The organism is Streptococcus sp. HMSC034E03, assembly GCF_001811505.1.
Taxonomy (GTDB): domain Bacteria; phylum Bacillota; class Bacilli; order Lactobacillales; family Streptococcaceae; genus Streptococcus.
This window is the reverse complement of record NZ_KV805000.1, coordinates 15,186-37,174: the sequence shown is the minus strand read 5'-3', so window position 1 is coordinate 37,174 and position 21,989 is coordinate 15,186. Positions and strand designations below refer to the sequence as shown.

Here is a 21,989-nt window from a genome sequence, read left to right as displayed (position 1 = left end):
CAAACATCCAAGCAGTCTGGCAAGCGTTTTGTACTTGTTGTGTCGTATCCAGTTTTCTCATAAGCAAGGAGAAGACCAGCTTTTGGATCAAGAGCTTTTGTAGCTGGAAGTCCATACTCAGGGTCAAGAAGCATAGATGAAGCGTATTTAGTCAATTCATCCGCTACCAATACTTTGAGTTCTTCCATTTGAGTTACTGTTGGCTCTTCTGTTTGGTATTGAGCCATGAGGCGTTTCAAAGCACCACGTTGGTCAAAAGCAAGAGCTGAGATGATCCCATTTTCGTCTGAGAGTTTTTGCAAGCAAGCAAGTTTATTTGGGCTTAATGTTAATTTACTCATAGATTCTTCCTTATTTTTCAAATTCGTGAATAATGACACCTTGAACAACACGGTTCACTGTACCTGTAGGTGATGGTGTATCTGGTCTGTTACCAACTTTAAGTGAAGTCAAGAGAGCAAATAACTGACCATAAACGATGTAAGGGAAGACACGGTAAACATCATTCAGAACCCCACCGCACCCAAGCGCGACTTCCTTAACATTTTCAAGTCCGAAGGCTTGGTCGCTCAAGAGAACAACACATCGAGCAATTTGGTCGCCTGCAACTTCACGAACCAAGTCTAAGTCATATTTACGAGTGTAATCTGTTGTAGTACCAAATACCAAAACGACTGTATCTTCGTTGATAAGAGATTTTGGACCGTGACGGAAGCCAACTGGACTTTCATACATAGTCGCGACTTGACCAGCAGTCAATTCCAAAATTTTAAGCTGGGCTTCGTGAGCAAGTCCGAAGAATGGGCCCGCACCTAGATAAATCACTCGGTTAAAGTCTAGGTCAACCAACTCTTTGACATCTGCCACATTGTCAAGAATTTTGCGAGCTAAACTAGATAGCACGTCGAAACGTTCAGCTTTAACAGCAAAGTCTGTTGGATCAAATACCAAGAGCGCTGTCAACATCATTGAAGTGAAGCTTGAAGTCATAGCAAAGCCAGCATCGTTAGAAGCAGCTGGTTGCAAGAGCAAGAGGTTACGGTCATCACCATGCGCTTGAAGAGCCAATTTCCCTTCAGCCGCACAAGTGATGGTTACTTGATAAAGTTCATCAACCAAGGCCTTAGCCAAGTCAACTGTTGCCACACTCTCAGGCGAATTTCCGCTACGCGCGAATGATACCAAAACAGTCGCCACATCTTTTTTCAAATAAGTTTGTGGGTTTGCTACGATATCAGTTGTCGCAATAGCATTAAAGTTCCATTTACGTTCATCATAAACTTCCTTAAAGTAAGGAACTAGAGTATCACCTACATAAGCAGAAGTTCCAGCACCAGTTAGGATTACTTTGATATAGTCATGCTTATCTGCAATTCCTTGCAAGAAAGCTGCAATTTCATCACGTCGTGCTTGATAAGTTTCAAAAGCTTCTTTCCAAATGTCTGGTTGTTGGTAAATTTCGCGAGTTGTGATTTCTGCCCCCAACTCAAGCAATTCTTCTTTTGTATAATCTAGCATTGAGTTCCTCTAATCTATTATTATATTGTTTTTTATTTAAAATATGGGAATGGGAGTAAGCCCCATTCCCATTTATATTCTATGAAATATGTTCTAACAGTATTTCTGTTATTACACCTTATTCATCTTCATCGTCGTCGAAGCTTGCCAATAAATCATTAACTTTGACAATACTTTCTGAAGCACGATTTTTATAATCTGCATCAGCGCCAGTAAGGCTTGCATTGATAAATTCAATAACCATTGGAAGATTCATTCCTGCGTAAAGTTCAATGTCACGACCTTCCATAATCAGACGGCTCACCACATTACATGGTGTTCCACCAAGGAGGTCAGCAAAGACTAGGAAATCATCCAAACCTTCGATAGCGGCTTCAAATTTCGCAGTGAAATCTTCTGGTCCATCTTCTGGAAGAAGAGCAACTGCATGAATATTTTCTTGTGGACCCATAATCATTTCTGTGCTACCTTTAAGTTCTTCACAAAAACGTCCATGACTCACTAAAATTAATGATTTAGTCATAAATTATGCGCCCATTCCAAGTGCAAATTTACCAAAGGCAGAAAGAGCCAAGGCAAGCACGATGATGATACCGATAGCTTTTGTAGAGTTCATACCTTTCTTACCAAGCAACCAGAAGATAAAGGCAGTGAAGATTGCTGGAAGCAAGCGTGGGAAGATTGAGTTCAAGATATCTTGGAAGTCAATCATTTTCTCACCGATTGGTAATTTGTATGAAATTTCAAAGTTGATCATTGTTGCTACAAGAGCACCCATCATGAAGACACCAAGTACAGATGCAGCTTCAATCAAAGCTGTCAAAGTGCTTTGCATGTTGTTGATAAGGTTAACCCCTTCTTTGTAAGCAAATTCCAACTGTTTCCAACGGAAGATGTCATACGCTACTGCAACTGCGATCCAAAGGAAGATACCCCAAGGTTGACCAGCGATAGCCATTGTTGCAGCGATAGATCCCATGATAGCAGGTACAAGTGAACCAAAGATAGTATCTCCAAGAGGAGCGAATGGTCCCATCAAACCTGTCTTGATACCGTTAACCGCATCTTTTGAGCCAACGCCATCTTTTTCTTCCATGGCAAGGTCAAAACCAGCGATGATTGTGTGGAAGAATGGTGAAGTGTTGAAGAATTGAGTATGAACTTTCATCATTTCTTTCAACTCAGGAGTTCCATCTCCATACATTTTACGCAATTGTGGCAAGATCATGTAAAGGTAACCTGATGCTTGCATACGTTCGTAGTTCCATCCCAATTGGAAAGTGAACAAGCTACGTTTGTTAATTTGATTAAAATCTTCTTTTGTTAATTTGTAATTAGAATTCGTCATCTTCAATTTCCCCACTTTCTGATGGTGTAGAAGGTGCTGCTACAGCAACTTTTTGGCTGTTCTTGAAGTGAACAACTGCAAGGAAGATACCTACGATAGAGATACCGATCATAGACAAACCTTTGAAGTTGTTGGCAAAGCCAATTTTTTCAGCAACGTCAGCAGGAAGAGTGCCAATGATACCAGCAACTGCTCCACCAAGACCTGTTACGTATGAGTAAAGTACAGTCAACATAGCTGTCAAACCAAATCCCATAGCAAGGTAGTGAAGGTTACGTTTAACTGGAAGGTAACGAAGCAAGATAGCGAATCCAAGACCTGGAAGCATACGACCTGCAAGAGTCAAACCGTCTGCAACCCATTGGAATTCTTTAACAAGATTTACAACTGCTTGTACGAATTCTCCACCAAAAGCAAGGGCGAAGAATACTGGAAGGGCACGAGAAGCAGCCCATGGAAGCGCACCAAGAAGGTAGTTACGTTCGATTGCTTTATAGTCAAAGCGTTCGATCGCAGCATCAATACGGTGTGCGAAGAATGTAGTAGTCATACGACCAAGTACGTCGAAGTAAGTCAAAAGTGCCGCTACTGGTACAGCGATTGTAGTGATCGCAAGATCTGTTTCGATACCTTGTGAAACTGAGAAAGCTGTCGCAAGAACCGCACCAGAAGTTGCATCGATACGAGAAGCACCACCGAAGGTACCTACCCCAAGGACAAACAACTGCAAGCTACCACCGATAAACAAACCAGTTGTCAAATCTCCCATGATCAAACCAGTAATGAAACCAGCGAATACAGGGGAACCTGCAGAAGAAACGATCGTCAACTCATCACAGATTTGATAAGCTGAGTACAAAGTGAGAAGTAAAATTTGCCACCATTGTATCATAACAATGACCTCCTAAAAATTTTTTCCTATTTTAATAAGCTCAAAAAGTCTGAAACTGGATCATTTGGAACCATTTGAGCAGTAAGTTTAACACCTTTTTCCGCCAATTTGTGGAAATCTTCTACGTCTTTATCTACAACGTTGATTGAACGTGTGATAGAACGTGTTTCTGGTGTTTGAGACATATTACCAACATTGACTGCTTCAAGCGGTACCCCTGCTTCCACTAATCCAAGGAAGCGGTCTGGTTTACGAGCAACGATAAACAAACGTTGGCTATCATATTTTCCAGCAAGGATATTGGCTGCAGCTTTTTCAACTGGCAAAATACTAAGTTTTACACCTGGTGGTGTTGCAAGTTTCAATCCGCTCTTTTCAACATCGTTGTTAACAACTTCATTGTCAACGACCATGATACGTGAAACATTCAGTTTAGCAGACCAAAGGTTTGCTACTTGTCCGTGGATCAAACGTCCATCAATACGGCATCCTACAATTGTCATAAATTTTCCCCCTTTATATGTTTTAGTGTAGGTTTACGAGTTAAGTGTATGTGATCTCTATACTCCCCTTCAGTTTCAAAGATAATGATGCGGTTAGCACCTTCCTTGAGATAGCTGTGCGGAATATAAAGCGATAAGGTTGGACCAACATTCCAGAAACGACCTAGATGATGGCCATTGACATAGGCAATCCCTTTACCAAACTCAGATAGTTCTAAGTAGGTGTCCTTCGGAGCCTCAACTTCAAAGTCATAGGCGTAAAAGGCAGGTTGTCCTTCTGTCCATCCTTTTGAGAAATCAATCTTTTCAGGATTATCTAGTGGAAGCGGATAATGTTCCCAGTTCAGCATGAAGTGTAGATCTTTGCAGACACCTGTACGAATCCCTTTTCGTTGTGTATCTGCTAGGAACTTATGCCCGTAATTGACACGCCCCATATTTTCTACCAGGACATCAAAACGAGAGAGCGCTTTCTTTTCTCCTTGATAGAAGATATCTTCTCCAATTTCAGTCTGGTACTGGGTTGCGACCCATTTACCATCTACAAATAGCTGAGCTCTGTCTCGACCGTCAATGATACGGATACGTTCTTCTTCTGCATCCCAACTAGCTTCTGTACGATAGAGTAGGTAGCCATAGCTTTGTCCCAACTCTTCCATTTTCTTAGGATAGAGACTTTTAGTTGGACTTGTTAAGCTATCCAAGGTTTCGAACAGAGAAACTTTCTCAACCAGTGGAATGTTTTCAACTTCCATGCTCTCTTTGTAAAGCGGTTCTAATTGTGGATACTCAGGATAGTAAGTCGCCATCATTTCCTTAACTGCCATGTATTTAGCAGTTGGATTCCCAGCTTCATTAAGGAGAGCGTCATAATCATAAGATGTTACTTGTGGTAAATCAATAGTTCCTCGAGCTGAACAACCATTCATAAAACCAAAGTTGGTTCCACCGTGGAACATGTAAAGGTTGATAGAGCCTTGCTCTAGTACCTCATGTACGGCTTCTGCTAACTCCTCTGGCTCACGCGTGATGACTGGTTCTTTCCATCGGTTAAACCATCCATCCCAGAATTCCATACACATGAGTGGCCATTTCTTGTCATACTCATCAAAGAACTCTTGCATTTGCGAGAAGTTAAAGTTTGCTTTTGAACCAAAGTTCCCTGTCACAAAGAGATCATCTTCAATCAAGGTACCAGCTTTCAGAGTTGCTCGCCATGGACCATCAGATGTAAAGAGCGGACAAGTCACTGAACGTTCTTCCATCAATCGGCGAATCTCACGCAAGTAGGTTTTGTCCTCACCGTATGAACCGTACTCATTTTCAACCTGCATCATGAGGATGTTACCACCATTATCCAACAATCTTGAAACAAGACGTGGAAGTAAATGATCATAGTAACGTCCTACCATTTCAACAAAGGCTGAATCAGAGGAACGGATTCGCATGTCTTTATTTAAAAGCCATGCTGGTAAACCACCGAATTCCCACTCTGCACAGATAAAGGGAGATGGTCGAACAATAGCATACAAGCCTAAGTCCTGAGCTGTCTGAAGAAATTTTTCAATATCAAGATTGCCTTCAAAATTGAAGTTTCCTTCAGTTGGCTCATGCAAATTCCAAGCGACATAGGTTTCAACAGTGTTAAAACCTAAAGCCTTGAGATTGTACAATGAATGATACCAGTCTTCTTCAGGAATTCTAAAATAATGAATGGCACCAGATAAGATTTTGAATGGTTCCCCATCTAGGTAAAAATCATCCTCAATTTTAAATCTTGTCATTTTACCACCTCATACTTTTCGTTTGCGCTTTCATTTGTTGTTATATTAAATGATAAACTAATGAATCCATCTTGTCAATAGATTTTTCGAAAATTATTTAAAATTTTTCTTTTTTTTACTGAATTGTTTTCTAAAATTCTTATAAAAAAAATTTTTTTCTTAAATATTCTCGATCCAGATAGCATAAATATATAAGTTTATAACCTCAAATAATATGTAAGTCAATCACTTAGAATATTATTTTATTTTTTTACATTATTTACTATCATTTTCAAACCATTTATGATAAAATCAAAGATGGAGAAGGAAAAAATGAGGTGAAAATATGGCAATTCCAAAGTATCAATATATCAAAGATGAATTGAAAAACAAAATCATTTCAGGTCAATTTGCAAGTGGCGACAAGTTCTACACTGAAGCAGAATTGATTGCAATGTATGACGTAAGTTCAATCACTGTTGTTCGCGCCTTAAACGACCTTGCTAAAGACGGTTATATTGTCCGCCAACAAGGAAAGGGAACCTTTGTGGCTCGCGCTCGCAAGCACAAACTCGTAGAATTTTCTGATGTAGAAATTTTTGAAACCAAGGACGATAAAGTCACTGTTCTTTCCATTGAACGCGGTAACGATCTTAACTACTTAGAAAAATTAGGATTGCGTGGCGATCAATTTTATTACAAAATCGAACGTATCCGTGAATCTAACGGTGTTACTTATATCTACCACACATCTTATATCCCTGAACAATACATCAATGCAAACTATCCAAATCTTGAATACTATAGTTCTATCTATAATCGTTTCAAATTGGACTACCACATTCACATGAATGACGAGCATTTTGAAGAAATCAATGAAATTGTATTTCCAACTCCAGAACATGCTGCTTCTATCCTAGGAATCGACTCTCAGTTCCCAACTGTTCTCCAAACCAAGACAACTAAACTTGAGTCAACTGGCCAAGTGTTGGAATACATTGAAACTTACAAACGTTCTGATTTCTATAAGATTAAATTTATCTCATGTGATCGCGATCACTAAACATTAAAAAGTCTGAGACAATCGTTTCAGGCTTTTCTGTTTTTCATTATAGCACGCTAGCTTTTAGTAGGAAATATCAAATGACTTTAAACTATAATTTGGAGAAATTTTACTAAAAACAGAGTAAAAATTGAAAATTAGTTCAAATTAAATAACTTCTTATATTTTTTATAGGTATTTTATTAAAATACTTGACTTTACTAGTTTCAGATAATACAATGGAATCAGTTTGTGAAAACGCTATCAAAACAATAAATTAGGAGGTTATTTAATGAAACCAGAAAATAAACAGCGTTTCTCTATTCGTAAATACGCAATCGGAGCAGCTTCTGTCTTGATCGGCTTTGCCTTTCATGCGCAAGCTGTTGCCGCTGATGGAGTCGTACCTACTACAACAGAGAATCAACCTACTATCCAAGCTACAGGTGAATCGTCTCCACAGGCTAGCGAAGAAAAATTTGAAACTAGTCCTACACCAGAAGCCGTAGCTCCTGCAGCTCCAGCAACACCTGTAGCAAATACTGAAGCACCAAAAGTTGAAGCTACTCCTGCACCTGTTGTAGAAAAAACTGTTGCAACTGAAGAAACTCCAGCAAAACCAGAAGTAACTGAAGAAGCTAAGCAGTCAGAACCAGAAAAGGTAGAAAACAAAGAAGTTGCTACAGTTGAGGCTCCTGTAGTCGCTACAGAGAAAGCAGCTCAAGTCAATGAAAAACTGGCTAAAAAGAAAATCGTTTCAATCGATGCAGGGCGTAAATACTTCTCTCCTGAACAACTGAAAGAAATCATCGACAAAGCCAAACACTATGGCTATACTGATCTTCATCTTCTAGTCGGAAATGATGGCTTGCGTTTTATGCTTGATGACATGTCTCTAACTGTAGGGGACAAAACTTATGCAAGCGATGATGTCAAACGCGCTGTTGAAAATGGAACTAATGCCTACTACAACGATCCAAACGGCAATCATCTAACTGAAAGCCAAATGACCGACTTGATTAACTATGCTAAGGATAAAGGTATTGGACTTATCCCATCTGTTAACAGTCCTGGCCACATGGACGCTATCCTTAATGCCATGAAAGAACTAGGTATTGAAAAGCCTAACTTTAACTATTTTGGTAAAGAATCAGCACGTACTGTTGACCTTGACAATGAAAAAGCTGTTGCCTTCACAAAAGCTTTGATTGATAAGTATGCAGGCTACTTTGCTGGTAAGTCTGAAATCTTCAACATCGGTTTGGATGAGTACGCTAATGATGCTACTAATGCCAAAGGATGGAGCGTTCTTCAAGCCTATAAATGGTATCCAGAAGATGGATTCCCAGACAAAGGCTATGACAAATTCATCGCCTATGCTAATGACCTAGCTCGTATCGTCAAATCTCACGGTCTGAAACCAATGGCCTTCAACGACGGTATCTACTATAATAGCGACACTACTTTTGGTACTTTTGACAAGGACATCATCGTCTCTATGTGGACTGGTGGCTGGGGTGGTTACGATGTCGCTTCTTCTAAGTTACTAGCTGAAAAAGGACACGAAATCCTCAATACTAACGATGCTTGGTACTATGTTCTCGGCCGTAATGCTGACGGACAAGGTTGGTACAACCTTGATCAAGGATTGAACGGCATTAAGAGCACACCGATCACTTCTGTACCAAAAACAGAAGGAGCTGACGTTCCTATTATCGGTGGTATGGTAGCTGCTTGGGCTGATACTCCATCTGCTCGCTACTCTCCATCTCGTCTATTCAAGCTTATGCGTCAATTCGCAAATTCAAATGCGGAATATTTCGCTGCTGACTACGAGTCTGCTGAACAAGCTCTTAAAGAAGTGCCAACTGATCTTAGTCGCTATACAGAAGAAAGTGTTGCCGCAGTTAAAGAGGCTGAAAAAGCCATTCGTTCTCTTGATAGCAACCTTAGCCGTGCTGAACAAGATAGCATTGACCAAGCAATCGCAAAACTCCAAGAAGCTGTTGGTAACTTGACCTTCACTCCAGAAGCTCAAAAAGAAGAGGACGCTAAACGCGAAGTTGAAAAACTAGCTAAGAACAAGGTTATCTCTATCGATGCTGGTCGTAAATACTTTACTCTTGATCAACTTAAACGTATCGTTGACAAGGCTAGTGAGCTCGGCTACTCTGACCTCCACTTGCTCCTTGGAAATGATGGACTTCGCTTCCTCTTGGATGATATGACGATCACTGCAAACGGCAAGACCTATGCTAGTGACGATGTGAAAAATGCCATCATTGAAGGAACAAAATCTTACTACGATGATCCAAACGGAACAACTTTGAATCAGGCTGAAATTACTGAACTTATCCAGTATGCTAAGGACAAAGGTATTGGACTAATCCCTGCTATCAACAGTCCTGGCCACATGGATGCTATGCTTGTCGCTATGGAAAAACTAGGCATCGCAAACCCTCAAGCTAACTTTGACAAGGTTTCAAAAACAACTATGGACCTTGAAAACGAAGAAGCAATGAACTTTACAAAAGCCCTTATCGGCAAGTACATGGACTTCTTTGCAGGTAAAACTAAGATCTTCAACTATGGTACAGATGAGTATGCTAACGACGCTACCAATGCTCAAGGTTGGTACTACCTCAAGTGGTATGGTCTCTACGGTAAGTTTGCTGAATACGCTAATAGCTTAGCTGCCATGGCTAAAGAAAAAGGGCTTCAACCAATGGCCTTTAACGATGGCTTCTACTACGAAGACAAGGATGATGTTGAGTTTGATAAGGACGTTATCATCTCTTACTGGTCTAAAGGCTGGTGGGGTTACAACCTTGCATCTCCTCAATACCTAGCAAGCAAAGGTTATAAATTCCTTAACACGAATGGAGATTGGTACTACATTCTCGGTCAAAAACCAGAAGATGGTGGCGGCTTCCTCAAGAAAGCTATTGAAAATACTGAAAAAACTCCATTTAACCAGCTAGCTTCAACTAAATACCCTGAAATTGACCTACCTACTATTGGTAGTATGCTAGCTATCTGGGCTGATAGACCAAGCGCTGAATACAAGGAAGAAGAAATCTTTGAACTTATGACTGCTTTTGCAGATCACAACAAAGACTACTTCCGTGCTGACTACAAAGCACTACGCGAAGAACTTGCTCAAATCCCTGAAAACTTAGAAGGATATAGCACAGAAAGCCTAGACGCTCTCAAAGCTGCTAAAGAAGCTCTTAACTACAATCTTAACCGTAATAAACAAGCTGAGTTGGATGCACTTGTAGCTAATCTTAAAGTAGCTAGACTAGGTCTTAAACCAGCCGCAACTCACTCAGGAAGTCTTGATGAAAGCGAAGCTCCTGCTGCTGTTGAAAACCGACCAGAGCTTCTCGTTAAGACAGAAGAAATTCCTTTTGAAATCGTTAAGAAAGACAATCCTAACCTCCCAGCAGGACAAGAAAAAGTCATCACTGTCGGTGTCAAAGGAGAACGTACACTCTACGTCTCAGTTACTGCTGAAAATGGTAAGGAAACCGAAACAGTTCTTGAAGACAAAGTCACAAAAGAACCTATCACTCAAGTGGTAGAGGTGGGGAACCCTGTCACTCACCTTGGTGATGAAAAAGGGCAAGCAGCTACAACTGAGGAACTTCCTAAACTAGATGTCCAAACTGAAGACATTTCATTTACAACTATTACTCGTGAAACTGATCAGTTGCCTAAGGGACAATCTCGTATCGTGACTGAAGGTGTAAACGGTCGTCGCAGCTACTTCTATTCTGTAACTACGGCTACGGATGGAACTGAAGTTAAGACTCTAGTAAACAGTGAAGTAAGCCTAGAACCTATCACTCAAGTGGTGGAAGTAGGGAACCCTGTCACTCACCTTGGTGATGAAAAGGGGCAAGCAGCTACCACTGAGGAACTTCCTAAACTAGATGTCCAAACTGAAGACATTTCATTTACAACTATTACTCGTGAAACTGATCAGTTGCCTAAGGGACAATCTCGTATCGTGACTGAAGGTGTAAACGGTCGTCGCAGCTACTTCTATTCTGTAACTACGGCTACGGATGGAACTGAAGTTAAGACTCTAGTAAACAGTGAAGTAAGCCTAGAACCTATCACTCAAGTGATAGAAGTGGGGAACCCTGTTACTCACCTTGGTGATGAAAAAGGACAAGCTACTATCGCTGAAAACAAACCAAGAGTTGACATCCAAAATGAAGAAATTCCATTTACAACCATCACTCGTGAAACTAATCAATTACCTAAAGGACAATCTCGTATCGTGACTGAAGGGGTAAACGGTCGTCGTAGCCATTTCTACTCTGTGACTACTGCTGCTGACGGAACTGAAGTTAAAACATTGGTTACAAGTGTCGTAGCGCAAGAACCTGTCGCTCAAGTAATTGAAGTGGGGAACCCTGTCACTCATGTTGGTGATGAACATGGGCAAGCTGCTATCGCCGAAGAAAAACCAACACTAGAAATCCCAAGCGAGGCAGCTCCAGCAACTGTTCCTGCTGAGGAAAACAAAGCTCTTCCTCAAGGTCCAGCTCCTGTAGCAAAAGAGAAAAAACTACCTGAAACAGGAACTCAAGGTTCAGAATGGTTAATTGCTACTGGTCTTATGTCAGCTCTCACAGCTTATGGACTTAGCAAGAAAAAAGATTAAAGATGAATCTTTTGATATAAGATAAAAAGCGGGACTTAAGTCTCGCTTTTTTGTGTTGAATATAAGTACTGTTTTACTTGTGAATCTATCACAGCATATTAGTCACCCAAACCGATGCGTTCGAAGATATCATCCACTCGTTTGGTGTAGTATACAGGGTTGAAGATTTCGTCGATTTCTTCTTGAGTGAGACGTGAAGTCACTTCTGGATCTGCTTCAAGAAGTGGTTTGAAGTCGACTTGGTTATCCCATGATTGGGCTGTCTTAGGTTGAACAAGGTCGTAAGCTTGTTCACGCGTCATACCTTTTTCAATCAAAGCCAACATAGCACGTTGACTGAATATTAAACCAAATGTAGAGTTCATGTTGCGGATCATGTTTTCAGGGAAAACTGTCAAGTTTTTAACGATATTTCCAAAACGGTTGAGCATGTAGTCGATCAGAATAGTCGTATCTGGTGTGATGATGCGCTCAGCTGATGAGTGAGAGATATCACGTTCGTGCCAGAGAGCAACATTCTCATAGGCCGTAATCATGTGACCACGGATAACACGCGCAAGACCTGTCATGTTCTCAGAGCCAATAGGGTTACGTTTGTGAGGCATTGCTGAAGACCCTTTTTGACCTTTGGCAAAGAACTCTTCCACTTCTCGTTGCTCAGATTTTTGCAGACCACGAATTTCAGTCGCCATACGCTCGATAGAAGTTGCGATGCTAGCAATAACTGCAAAGTACTCAGCGTGAAGGTCACGAGGAAGGACCTGTGTAGAGATTTCTTGAGCACGGATACCCAATTTGTCGCAGACATATTTCTCTACAAATGGTGGGATGTTGGCAAAGTTCCCAACCGCACCAGAAATTTTACCAGCTTCCACACCAGCAGCCGCATGCTCGAAACGCTCGATGTTACGCTTCATTTCGCTGTACCAAGTTGCCAATTTAAGACCAAAAGTTGTAGGCTCAGCATGCACACCGTGAGTACGACCCATCATGATGGTGAACTTGTGCTCCTTAGCCTTGTCAGCGATGATGTTGGTGAAGTTTTCAAGGTCACGACGAATGATGTCGTTGGCCTGCTTGTAAAGGTAACCGTAGGCAGTATCGACTACGTCAGTAGAAGTCAAACCATAGTGGACCCACTTACGCTCTTCACCAAGAGTTTCAGAAACTGCACGCGTGAAAGCCACCACGTCATGGCGAGTCTCCTGCTCAATTTCCAAAATACGGTCGATGTCAAAGTCCGCTTTCTCACGAATCAAAGCCACATCTTCCTTAGGGATTTCTCCCAATTCAGCCCATGCCTCATCAGCCAAGATTTCCACCTCAAGCCAAGCACGGTATTTATTTTCTTCACTCCAAATGTTCGCCATCTCAGGGCGAGAGTAACGGTTGATCATTGTTTTATTTTCCTTTCTTTTGATGTTTCACTTAAGTGAGACGAATGTCAGCAACTTCCTTCGAAATCTCATGACTAAATCTTGAGCCTAAAGTCTCAAGATAACTTTCTAAATGTTGAATAATTAGGTAATCATAGTTATTTTCAAAAATATAATTGTTGTTTTCTATTATATTTATCACAAATTACCAGTCAATACAAAGCTATGTCTATTTAATCTCACCAAATTTTCTTAAAATTTCAGAATCATTATTTTCTTTATTGATATCATCACTATAGCAGAAACTGATACTAGTGTCAGTTTCAAAATATCTAAACAAATTTGGTCGCAACAATTTGGTTTTATCTGAATTAAACTCACTTCGTTGTCCCCCGTTTGAATTTCTTTTTACACCATAACAATAAATTTTATTCGGATTCTCTGCGTCACTCTGACTTAGAGAACTTACTAAAGCTGCTTGTTCATTATCCGTTCTTTGTTCAGGAACTTTTTTTGGTACTGAATTACCTAATTGATTTGTGAATTGCTTTAGTATATCACCTAAATTATCACCATACTCAATTCCAAAAAATTCTCTTAAAATTCTAGCTTCTACGAACAATCTTTGACTATTTGCCTCAACTTGTAACTCATGGACTAAATTGTCAGCTTCTATAAAATGTAGCTTCACTGATGCGTACTTTTCAATCCTTTGCTCCCTACCAACAAATCGCTTTACAAGGACGATATACTCTACTCTTTTATAGATAAAGATAAAACTACAGATAGTCCATTGCTTTGCCACCATATCATTTTTTAAGTCTTTGAGATTTTCTAACATGATAAGATTATTCTCCTACCTTTCAATTTAAAATGTAGTCTTTTATCCAAATCTAATTCTATATATGACAGTAATTCTATTTTTTTCTGCCGTCAATAAATGCAACTACTGAAACAACTGCAGCAAGTACTGTTGCCGTTTTCCCTGCATTTTCCTTTACAAATTTAACAGGCTTATTTATAATTTTCCCAATCTTATGTACTTGGTTTCTATCCATTTTTTACTCCCTTTAATAATTCCTGACCTGAAAATTCAATTGTAATAATATCATCATCTGACAATTCAGTTACTCCAATTTTTCCAATAAAATCAATCGGCTCAATACACCATTTTAACCGCCTTTGCTCCTCAATACTTATTTCCTGCAATTCTACCAATTTTGAGACATACTCATGGTTATCGTGTATTAAGGTCTTGATAGGTGCATAAACAGTGTCAATTAATCCATTGTTTCCTGTCACTGTGTATATTTTAGCTAGTAAATCACTTGCCTTTACAATATATGAGAATTGGTCATTTAATTCTGCAAAGCTATCTGAGACGCTCTCATTAAAATTGTTATCCAAAGCTGATTTTAATAACAATATAAAATTATTTTGGGGGATGGATAAATTTTTAGCCACAACTCCTTCAAATTCTTTTATAATAGATGCTCGCCCTTCGTTTAACTGATTAATCGCATTCAATAACAGATGCTCTTTTTGAGGATTTTCATCGCTCATTAATAAAGCTTGCTCTATTGTACTTTCTGCACCCAATATTTTGGACCGCCTATCATCTTTTTGACCTTGTTTAATATCTAAAGAAATCTGTTTTACTTCTGACAGCAATAACTCCAGTTCATCTACTTTTTGAGCTTCAACCAACCGATTTACATTTGTCATGACATTTTGTAAAGCTTCAGGATTGTCTAATACAATTTTTTCCAGTCTAGCCAATGAAACAATATCGTTATTAGTCCCTTTTGATACAAAATTTGGTAATAAAGACTCCATATCAGCCGTTTTTTGAAAATTAATATCTCCACTATTAAATTTGTTTAGCTGTTCTTGAGTAAATTTAACAACATATATTTCTTTAGGATCAATATTCTGTTTCACTTCATTATAGGAGTTAATGATCGTTGTAAAATAATTTCCAACTTTTTCAAACATCTTACTTTTATTTTGAAAAAATCTAATATCAAGTTGATTACTATTTTTCTCTTCCTCAATGAGTTTATCGTTCTTTAAAGCTAACTCTCTCATTTTGCAGCTCCTACCTTATCCCCTCCAAACCTCGTATGTCTCATTACTAAACAAGTTCACACACCCATTTTGTGGTTGTGTTTTTCTTGTTTGTCATACACCTGCAAATAAACAATTGAGATTTCTTATAATTCCCTACCAAGTATCATTACAGTTTCTACAATAAAATGCTTTTCTATCCCTCATTTTATGACAACATGGACATTCCACTAAGTCATCCTCACCTGTTGCATAAAGTGTCCGGTGCGCACACTTTGAGCAGTAGAATGTATCACCTTCATCCCACAATCTATTACTATCAGTATTACCACAGTTTGCACATTTCATAGTACTCTACCTCAATTCATTAATACTCCTAAAAACTCCACTTTTCAACACAATAGGTAAGATTCATAAATTAAAAATCTATCCCTTTCCCAAATTCTTCCACACTATCCGGCACATCACTAAACAAAGTCACATGCCCCATCTTGCGGTTGTGCTTTGCCTCTATTTTACCATACATGTGGAGGTGGGCGCTTGGATTTTCTGTGACATATTTTTCAGCGGCCTCGACATGCTGGCCGAGGACATTGAGCATAACAGCGGGTGCATGCAGTTTGATAGCTGGAAGCGGTGCTCCGAGAACACCTAAGATATGGGTATCAAACTGGGAGAAATCACAGGCTTCGATCGAATAGTGTCCTGAGTTGTGGGGGCGTGGGGCAATCTCATTAACGATAATATCATCAGCTGTCGCAAACATTTCCACACAAAGAGTCCCAGACAAGTTCAGTTGTTCTGCGATTCGCACAGCCATAGCTTTGGCTTTTTCAGCTAGACTTTCTGAAATGCGGGCTGGCACGATGGTCTTAGACAGGATATTGTTGCGGTGGATATTTTCCTGAACTGGAAAAACCTTCACGTCCTTGCCATTTCCTGACACGATGACAGAAATTTCAAGGTCAAAGTTGACAAATTCTTCCAAGACACAGTCTGCTGAATCAGCTAGTGCATAGGCTTCTTCCAAGTCTGCTTCTGAACGAATAACCTTTTGTCCATGCCCATCATAGCCACCGGTCGCCGTCTTGAGGACATAGTTTTTCGACGAGTCAATATCTGCCAAGTCTTGACTTGAAGTCACAACCTTGTAAGGGGCCACAGTGACTTGTGCCTTGCTGGAAAGAAAGTCCTTTTCAAAAATGCGATTTTGCGAAATACGAAGCAGGTCGGTCCCTTGAGGAAGTTGTCCATCCTTGATAACGGCATCCAAACCGTCGGCATCCACATTTTCAAATTCATAAGTGAGAACATCACATCGGTCTGCCAACTGACGAAGGGCGTCCACATCATTATAAGGAGCCACGATGATCTCCGCCACGCGAGAGGCCGGACAATCCGCCGCAGGATCCAGCGCGATAACATTGTGCCCCATGTAGATAGCAGAAATCGCCATCATCTGACCAAGTTGGCCGCCACCGATAATTCCGATTGTTTTAGATGAGCTCATTTGTAGACTCCTCTGCGATTTTTCCTTGTTCTTCAACAAAATTAGCAAGTGCAGTCGCGATGGTTTCGTCTTCTACTGAGAGGAGACGGAGGGCAAAGAGGGCAGCGTTAGTCGCACCCGCTTCACCGATAGCCATGGTTGCGACAGGCACCCCACCTGGCATCTGAACGATAGAATAGAGCGAATCCACACCGCTAAGAGCACGTGATTTGACTGGTACACCAATAACAGGCAGAGTGGTTTTGGCTGCTACCATGCCTGGCAAATGGGCTGCACCCCCAGCACCTGCAATGATAACCTTGATGCCACGGCTACGTGCTTCTTCGGCATATTTGAACATGAGGTCTGGTGTACGGTGTGCGGAAACAACTTTCTTTTCGTAAGCTACACCGAAGTGGTCTAGGACTTCGGCTGTTTTTTGCATGGTGGCCCAGTCGGATTTTGAGCCCATGATAATGGAAATAATTGGTTTAGTCATAATTTTTCCTTTTTTCTTCTTTTTTGATAATGGTCTTAGGTGGTAGGGACGGAAGCAAACCTTAGGCTTCATTCCTAAACTTTGAACCTAGGGTCTCAAAGCTTCCCCCGACCAGAACAGAAATTATTCTGCTCTTTTCACCACGGCGACCATTATCTTACTTTGGCTCGCTTTCGCTCGCCATGACAACTATAATATCTGTTAATCTTTTATGGCCTTGCTTCCGATATCTGTTCGATAAAAGAGGCCTTCTGTGTTTTGGTTGTTGAGTTGGTTGTAGATGATGTTTTGCCCGTCTTTGACGGTGTCTGCTGTTGTGACTAGCATGTAAACACGTCCGCCATTTGAAAGAAGGCCTTGTCCATTTTCAGCGAATTTGGCTCCGGCATAGTAAGTGATGATGTCGCCTTCTGTCTTGGCAGGAAGCTTGACACCTTTCTCATAAGCGAGTGGGTAGCCGTTTGAAGCTACAACCACGCCCAGTGTCACACCCTTGTCTGTCCAGGTGATGGCTGGCTCTTGGCCATCCAAAATGTCCGTAATATTTTGTGCAAAATCTGATGTCAAGCGAGGCAAGATGATTTGCGTTTCAGGATCTCCAAAACGAGCGTTGAACTCGATAACCTTAGGTCCATCAGCTGTCAGGATAAGCCCCGCATAAAGAACACCCAGATAAGGACGCCCTTCTTGGATCATGCCCTCAAGGACTGGCTTGACAATAGTCTCAACTGCTGTATCAACTACACTCTGTGGCAAGTGAGGAACTGGCGCATAGGCACCCATACCGCCCGTGTTAGGGCCCTTGTCGCCATCATAGGCACGTTTGTGGTCCTGAGCCGTTGGCATGATGTAGAACTTGTCACCATTGACAAAGGCAAAGAGAGAGAATTCCTCACCTTCAAGAAACTCCTCGATAACCACACGCGCACCTGAGTCACCAAATTTATTGTCCAAGAGCATCTCGTGAGCAGCTTCAACTGCTTGCTCAACCGTCTCAGCAACGACGACACCTTTCCCAAGCGCCAAACCGTCTGCCTTGACTACGATTGGAGCGCCTTTCTCTTCGATATAGGCCTTGGCTTCCTCGAAATCTGAGAAGGTGCCATAGGTTGCTGTCGGAACATCGTATTTGACCATGATTTCCTTAGCAAAATCCTTGGACCACTCCAACTCCGCTGCCAATCTTGTCGGACCAAAGGCTTTGAGACCAGCTGCATTGAAATCATCCACGATTCCAGCAGCAAGAGCGTCATCTGGACCAATGAAGGACCAAGCAATATCGTTGGCTTTTGCAAACTCAATCAATTTAGAATGTTCGGAAATAGAGATATTTACTAATTCCAGACCATCCAGAGTCATCCCGTCATTCCCAGGAGCTACAAAGACTTTTTCAACGTCCTTAGACTCAAGCAACTTCTTAGCAATGGCATGTTCACGACCACCCGAACCAACAACTAACAGCTTCATCTTATAACCTCTTTTGCGAATTATTTACTAATATTATACCATAAACGTTCGTTTTAATCTTGTTTCGTTTCGCTTTTAAAGCATAAAAAGGAAAGAAACTGTTTTCTTCCCTTTTATTTTATTAATGTCTAAAATGTCTCACGCCTGTGAAGACCATAGTCAAGCCGTATTTATCAGCAGCTTCGATAGACTCTTGGTCACGGACGGATCCTCCAGGCTGGATGATAGCTTTGATACCTGCTTTGGCGATTTCTTCCACGTTATCCGCAAATGGGAAGAAGGCATCTGAAGCAAGGACAGCGCCGTCAAGACGGTCTTTAGCTTGGTCAATAGCAATACGGACGGAAGCCACGCGATTGGTTTGACCAGGGCCAACACCCAATGTCATGTGGTCGTTAGTTACGATGATACCGTTTGATTTGACATACTTGATAGCTTTCCAAGCAAATTCAAGAGCAGTTGCCTCTGTCTCAGTTGGTTGGCGTTTGGTTACCACTTGCCAGTCAGCTGGGCTTTCTTTGATCACGTCTTGGTTTTGAACGAGGAGTCCACCGACAACACCTGTGTATTCTGCTTCCACTTCACTAGCATCTTGGGCGTCAAATGGCAAAGCTAGGATGCGCAAGTTTTTCTTCTTAGTTGTCAAGATTTCAAGCGCTTCGTCAGAATAGCTTGGCGCAATGATGATTTCAAGGAAAACACCGTGCATTTTTTTAGCTGTCACAGCGTCCACTTCACGGTTGAGAACGACAATACCACCGAAGATAGAAACTGGGTCAGACTCATAAGCGTAGTCCCAAGCTGTTTCGATATCGTCAGCTTGACCGATTCCACATGGGTTCATGTGTTTGAGAGCTACAACGGTTGGACGGTCTTTAAAATCACGGATGATGCGGATTGCTGCATCAGCGTCACGGATATTGTTGAAGGACAATTCCTTACCGTTGAGCTGTTTCGCTGATGCAATCGAGTAATCCGTTGGCAAGGCTTTTTGGTAGAAGTCTGCGTCTTGTTGAGGGTTCTCACCGTAACGCATTGGTTGCTTGAGGTCATAAGTCAAAGTGAGTTTTTCTGGCTTGCTTTCTCCGACTTGAGCTGTGAAGTATTCTGCAATCAAGGCGTCATAAGCCGCTGTGTGACGAAATACTTTGGCTGCCAAACGTTGGCGAGTTTCATAAGAGGTTTCGCCGTTTGCTACCAATTCGTCCAAAATCACAGCGTAGTCAGCAGGATCTACCACAACTGTAACACTGGCATGATTTTTCGCTGCTGAACGAAGCATAGATGGCCCACCAATATCGATATTTTCAACTGCATCAGCATAAGTCACATCTGGTTTAAGGATAGTTTCCTTAAATGGGTAAAGGTTGACCACCACAAGGTCAATGAGCTCAATCTTGTTGTCCTTAGCTGCTTCCAAGTGACTATCCAAGTCACGACGAGCGAGAAGTCCTCCGTGGATATTTGGGTGGAGGGTCTTCACACGACCGTCCATCATTTCTGGGAAACCAGTCACATCGTCGATTGCAATGGTGTCCACTCCAGCATTGTCAAGGGCAATCTTGGTCCCACCTGTCGAGATGATATCCCAACCGAGTTTTTTGAGTTCTTGGGCAAATTCAACGATGCCCGCTTTATCTGAGACTGAAATAAGTGCTCGTTTAGTCATGTTCTTTCTTTTCCTTTTTAAAAAAGTTCTTTCTCTGCTACAGTCGAAAATTCCCTTTCAGCTCTAGCACTTCCTTGTTTGCGTGCCACTCCCAAACTATCCAAGACTTCTGGATAAAGTTTGTACTCTGTTTCGTGGATACGAGTCTCGAAAGTATCAAGGGTATCCCCTTCAAGGCGTGGTACACGGACTTGTTTGATGACCTTACCGGTATCAACACCTGAGTCAACCCAGTGAATGGTCACGCCACTCTCAGTAACACCTGCATTCCAAGCATCCTCAATACCATGAGCACCTGGAAATTCAGGGAGATAAGCCGGGTGAATATTGATGATACGGCCTTCATAAGCTGCTAATAAGGTTGGACCGACGATTTTCATGTAACCTGCGAGACAAACCAAGTCAATCTGGTGTTCATCTAAGAGCTCAACAATGGCTCCTTCATAGTCTGTCTTGTTCTCAAACTCCTTGAGTTCGAAGGCATAGGATAAAACTCCAAGATTTTCTGCACGCTCAAGTACATAGGCATCCCGGTGATCTGAAAAGACAAATTCTACTGGAAATTGTTCCGCAATCACCTGAAAGTTTGAGCCGTTGCCAGAGGCAAAAACAGCAATTTTTTTAGCCATTATTTTATCACCACACTTGCATCTGCCTTCTTGACAATCTGACCGATTTCATAAACAGGTTCGTCGAGAAGCTCTTTGACCCGTTCAACATGTTCTGGTTTCACTGCAAGCATAAGCCCCACACCCATGTTGAAGATTTCAAACATTTCTTCGTGTTTGATTTGGCCATATTTTTCAAGGGCTTTGAAAATTGGAAGAACAGGGACTTTGCTTTCGTCAATTTCAGCAGCCAAGTCATCCGCGAACATACGTGGTACATTTTCGATGAAACCACCACCTGTGATGTGGGCAATCCCGTTGACCAATTCTTCTTTGATGAGTGGCAAAGCAGCTTTGACGTAGATACGAGTTGGTTCGAGTAGGACTTCCTTGAGTTTCTTACCTTCTAACTCAGGCAATACTTCTTCACCTGTGTAATCAGCAAAGACACGACGAACAAGTGAATAACCATTTGAGTGGATACCGCTTGAAGCAAGCCCCAAAATCACATCACCTGCTGCTACTTTTGAACCGTCGATGATTTGAGATTTTTCAGCCACACCGACTGCGAAACCAGCCAAGTCATAGTCGTCTTCGCCGTACATGCCAGGCATTTCAGCCGTTTCACCACCGATAAGGGCTGCACCGGCTTGTACACAACCTTCAGCCACACCAGCAACCACTTGTTCTAGCTTAGCTGGTTCATTTTTCCCAGTTGCGATATAGTCCAAGAAGTAAAGAGGCTCTGCCCCTGCAGCGATGATATCGTTGACACACATAGCCACACAGTCCTGACCGATAGTATCGTGCTTGTCGTACTTGATAGCAAGCATAAGTTTAGTTCCGACACCATCTGTTCCTGAGATCAAAACTGGCTCTTTAACACCTGTTTTTGAAAGGTCGAACATGCCACCAAAACCACCAAGAGCTCCCATAACACCCGCACGCTCTGTACGTGCTACGTGTTTTTTGATTCGTTCTACAACCTCATAACCCGCTTCAACGTCCACACCTGATTGAGCGTATGCATTCTTATTTGTCATTTTATTCATTCCTTTTCTTTAATCGAGAGT

The 21,989-nt window shown here is 41.4% G+C and carries 18 protein-coding genes and 1 pseudogene; 2 read left to right on the top strand and 17 right to left on the bottom strand.

The window, feature by feature from the left end; genetic code table 11:
- From HMPREF2805_RS11565 to HMPREF2805_RS09335, 7 genes and pseudogenes are all read right to left on the bottom strand, one after another.
- A pseudogene (locus HMPREF2805_RS11565) lies at positions 1-341 on the bottom strand (tagatose-bisphosphate aldolase); the annotation flags it as partial.
- A 10-nt stretch (positions 342-351) separates the two neighbouring features.
- Entirely contained in the window at positions 352-1,518 is a 1,167-nt protein-coding gene (locus tag HMPREF2805_RS09360) for an SIS domain-containing protein (protein ID WP_075232295.1), read from the bottom strand.
- A gap of 118 nt (positions 1,519-1,636) precedes the next feature.
- Positions 1,637-2,041, bottom strand: coding sequence for a PTS sugar transporter subunit IIA (locus HMPREF2805_RS09355; RefSeq protein WP_075232294.1), 405 nt, complete (start codon positions 2,039-2,041; stop codon positions 1,637-1,639).
- A gap of 3 nt (positions 2,042-2,044) precedes the next feature.
- On the bottom strand, positions 2,045-2,866 hold the full coding sequence (locus HMPREF2805_RS09350) for a PTS system mannose/fructose/sorbose family transporter subunit IID (protein ID WP_000185293.1): 822 nt from the start codon (positions 2,864-2,866) through the stop codon (positions 2,045-2,047).
- Positions 2,853-3,758, bottom strand: a complete 906-nt coding sequence (locus tag HMPREF2805_RS09345; RefSeq protein WP_075232293.1) for a PTS mannose/fructose/sorbose/N-acetylgalactosamine transporter subunit IIC — start codon at positions 3,756-3,758, stop codon at positions 2,853-2,855. Before HMPREF2805_RS09345 ends, HMPREF2805_RS09350 begins: the two co-directional genes overlap by 14 nt.
- 26 nt (positions 3,759-3,784) lie before the next feature.
- The gene (locus HMPREF2805_RS09340) at positions 3,785-4,261 is read right to left on the bottom strand and encodes a PTS sugar transporter subunit IIB (protein ID WP_000156977.1); all 477 of its coding nucleotides are present in this window, start codon (positions 4,259-4,261) and stop codon (positions 3,785-3,787) included.
- On the bottom strand, positions 4,258-6,045 hold the full coding sequence (locus HMPREF2805_RS09335) for a glycoside hydrolase family 35 protein (protein WP_075232292.1): 1,788 nt from the start codon (positions 6,043-6,045) through the stop codon (positions 4,258-4,260). Before HMPREF2805_RS09335 ends, HMPREF2805_RS09340 begins: the two co-directional genes overlap by 4 nt.
- Positions 6,046-6,370: 325 nt before the next feature.
- Here HMPREF2805_RS09335 and HMPREF2805_RS09330 point away from each other — a divergent pair, with 325 nt between their 5' ends.
- Together HMPREF2805_RS09330 and HMPREF2805_RS09325 are read left to right on the top strand one after the other, a co-directional pair.
- Complete coding sequence (locus HMPREF2805_RS09330; protein ID WP_045762517.1) at positions 6,371-7,087, top strand: GntR family transcriptional regulator; 717 nt, start codon at positions 6,371-6,373, stop codon at positions 7,085-7,087.
- Between the two features lie 271 nt (positions 7,088-7,358).
- Complete coding sequence (locus HMPREF2805_RS09325) at positions 7,359-11,741, top strand: G5 domain-containing protein (RefSeq protein ID WP_083301320.1); 4,383 nt, start codon at positions 7,359-7,361, stop codon at positions 11,739-11,741.
- A 98-nt stretch (positions 11,742-11,839) separates the two neighbouring features.
- Here the strand turns inward: HMPREF2805_RS09325 and purB are convergent, their stop codons facing one another.
- The 10 genes from purB to purM form a co-directional block, all read right to left on the bottom strand.
- On the bottom strand, positions 11,840-13,138 hold the full coding sequence (gene purB, locus HMPREF2805_RS09320) for an adenylosuccinate lyase (RefSeq protein ID WP_075232291.1): 1,299 nt from the start codon (positions 13,136-13,138) through the stop codon (positions 11,840-11,842).
- A gap of 208 nt (positions 13,139-13,346) precedes the next feature.
- Complete coding sequence (locus tag HMPREF2805_RS09315) at positions 13,347-13,958, bottom strand: DUF6037 family protein (RefSeq protein WP_045610825.1); 612 nt, start codon at positions 13,956-13,958, stop codon at positions 13,347-13,349.
- Positions 13,959-14,034: 76 nt separating this feature from the next.
- Positions 14,035-14,175 carry a hypothetical protein gene (locus HMPREF2805_RS11345; RefSeq protein ID WP_186822567.1) on the bottom strand — a complete coding sequence of 47 codons (141 nt, stop codon included), beginning with the start codon at positions 14,173-14,175 and terminating at the stop codon, positions 14,035-14,037.
- Positions 14,168-15,205, bottom strand: a complete 1,038-nt coding sequence (locus tag HMPREF2805_RS09310) for a hypothetical protein (RefSeq protein ID WP_075232290.1) — start codon at positions 15,203-15,205, stop codon at positions 14,168-14,170. The genes HMPREF2805_RS11345 and HMPREF2805_RS09310 overlap by 8 nt, the downstream gene beginning before the upstream one ends.
- Positions 15,206-15,602: 397 nt before the next feature.
- Positions 15,603-16,694: a 5-(carboxyamino)imidazole ribonucleotide synthase gene (gene purK, locus HMPREF2805_RS09305; protein ID WP_075232289.1), complete on the bottom strand. Its 1,092-nt coding sequence runs from the start codon at positions 16,692-16,694 to the stop codon at positions 15,603-15,605.
- A complete protein-coding gene (purE, locus tag HMPREF2805_RS09300) occupies positions 16,681-17,172 on the bottom strand; it encodes a 5-(carboxyamino)imidazole ribonucleotide mutase (protein ID WP_075232288.1) in 492 nt (163 codons plus the stop codon). Before purE ends, purK begins: the two co-directional genes overlap by 14 nt.
- A 201-nt stretch (positions 17,173-17,373) precedes the next feature.
- The gene (gene purD / locus HMPREF2805_RS09295) at positions 17,374-18,639 is read right to left on the bottom strand and encodes a phosphoribosylamine--glycine ligase (protein ID WP_075232287.1); all 1,266 of its coding nucleotides are present in this window, start codon (positions 18,637-18,639) and stop codon (positions 17,374-17,376) included.
- Positions 18,640-18,760: 121 nt separating this feature from the next.
- Positions 18,761-20,308 carry a bifunctional phosphoribosylaminoimidazolecarboxamide formyltransferase/IMP cyclohydrolase gene (gene purH / locus HMPREF2805_RS09290; protein WP_075232286.1) on the bottom strand — a complete coding sequence of 516 codons (1,548 nt, stop codon included), beginning with the start codon at positions 20,306-20,308 and terminating at the stop codon, positions 18,761-18,763.
- 17 nt (positions 20,309-20,325) lie between these two features.
- Positions 20,326-20,937, bottom strand: coding sequence for a phosphoribosylglycinamide formyltransferase (gene purN / locus HMPREF2805_RS09285; protein WP_075232285.1), 612 nt, complete (start codon positions 20,935-20,937; stop codon positions 20,326-20,328).
- The gene (gene purM, locus HMPREF2805_RS09280; protein ID WP_075232284.1) at positions 20,937-21,959 is read right to left on the bottom strand and encodes a phosphoribosylformylglycinamidine cyclo-ligase; all 1,023 of its coding nucleotides are present in this window, start codon (positions 21,957-21,959) and stop codon (positions 20,937-20,939) included. The genes purN and purM overlap by 1 nt, the downstream gene beginning before the upstream one ends.
- Positions 21,960-21,989: the final 30 nt, after the last annotated feature.

What these genes read in the sequence shown, in the direction of transcription:
- HMPREF2805_RS09340 (WP_000156977.1), bottom strand. Translation starts at nt 4,261, where the DNA reads ATGACAATTGTAGGATGCCGTATTGATGGACGTTTGATCCACGGACAA.
- purK (WP_075232289.1), bottom strand. Translation starts at nt 16,694, where the DNA reads ATGAGCTCATCTAAAACAATCGGAATTATCGGTGGCGGCCAACTTGGT.
- purD (WP_075232287.1), bottom strand. Translation starts at nt 18,639, where the DNA reads ATGAAGCTGTTAGTTGTTGGTTCGGGTGGTCGTGAACATGCCATTGCT.
- HMPREF2805_RS09355 (WP_075232294.1), bottom strand. Translation starts at nt 2,041, where the DNA reads ATGACTAAATCATTAATTTTAGTGAGTCATGGACGTTTTTGTGAAGAA.
- HMPREF2805_RS09335 (WP_075232292.1), bottom strand. Translation starts at nt 6,045, where the DNA reads ATGACAAGATTTAAAATTGAGGATGATTTTTACCTAGATGGGGAACCA.
- HMPREF2805_RS09315 (WP_045610825.1), bottom strand. Translation starts at nt 13,958, where the DNA reads ATGTTAGAAAATCTCAAAGACTTAAAAAATGATATGGTGGCAAAGCAA.
- HMPREF2805_RS11345 (WP_186822567.1), bottom strand. Translation starts at nt 14,175, where the DNA reads ATGGATAGAAACCAAGTACATAAGATTGGGAAAATTATAAATAAGCCT.
- HMPREF2805_RS09350 (WP_000185293.1), bottom strand. Translation starts at nt 2,866, where the DNA reads ATGACGAATTCTAATTACAAATTAACAAAAGAAGATTTTAATCAAATT.
- purN (WP_075232285.1), bottom strand. Translation starts at nt 20,937, where the DNA reads ATGGCTAAAAAAATTGCTGTTTTTGCCTCTGGCAACGGCTCAAACTTT.
- HMPREF2805_RS09345 (WP_075232293.1), bottom strand. Translation starts at nt 3,758, where the DNA reads ATGATACAATGGTGGCAAATTTTACTTCTCACTTTGTACTCAGCTTAT.
- purH (WP_075232286.1), bottom strand. Translation starts at nt 20,308, where the DNA reads ATGACTAAACGAGCACTTATTTCAGTCTCAGATAAAGCGGGCATCGTT.
- purB (WP_075232291.1), bottom strand. Translation starts at nt 13,138, where the DNA reads ATGATCAACCGTTACTCTCGCCCTGAGATGGCGAACATTTGGAGTGAA.
- HMPREF2805_RS09325 (WP_083301320.1), top strand. Translation starts at nt 7,359, where the DNA reads ATGAAACCAGAAAATAAACAGCGTTTCTCTATTCGTAAATACGCAATC.
- purE (WP_075232288.1), bottom strand. Translation starts at nt 17,172, where the DNA reads ATGACTAAACCAATTATTTCCATTATCATGGGCTCAAAATCCGACTGG.
- purM (WP_075232284.1), bottom strand. Translation starts at nt 21,959, where the DNA reads ATGACAAATAAGAATGCATACGCTCAATCAGGTGTGGACGTTGAAGCG.
- HMPREF2805_RS09310 (WP_075232290.1), bottom strand. Translation starts at nt 15,205, where the DNA reads ATGAGAGAGTTAGCTTTAAAGAACGATAAACTCATTGAGGAAGAGAAA.
- HMPREF2805_RS09360 (WP_075232295.1), bottom strand. Translation starts at nt 1,518, where the DNA reads ATGCTAGATTATACAAAAGAAGAATTGCTTGAGTTGGGGGCAGAAATC.
- HMPREF2805_RS09330 (WP_045762517.1), top strand. Translation starts at nt 6,371, where the DNA reads ATGGCAATTCCAAAGTATCAATATATCAAAGATGAATTGAAAAACAAA.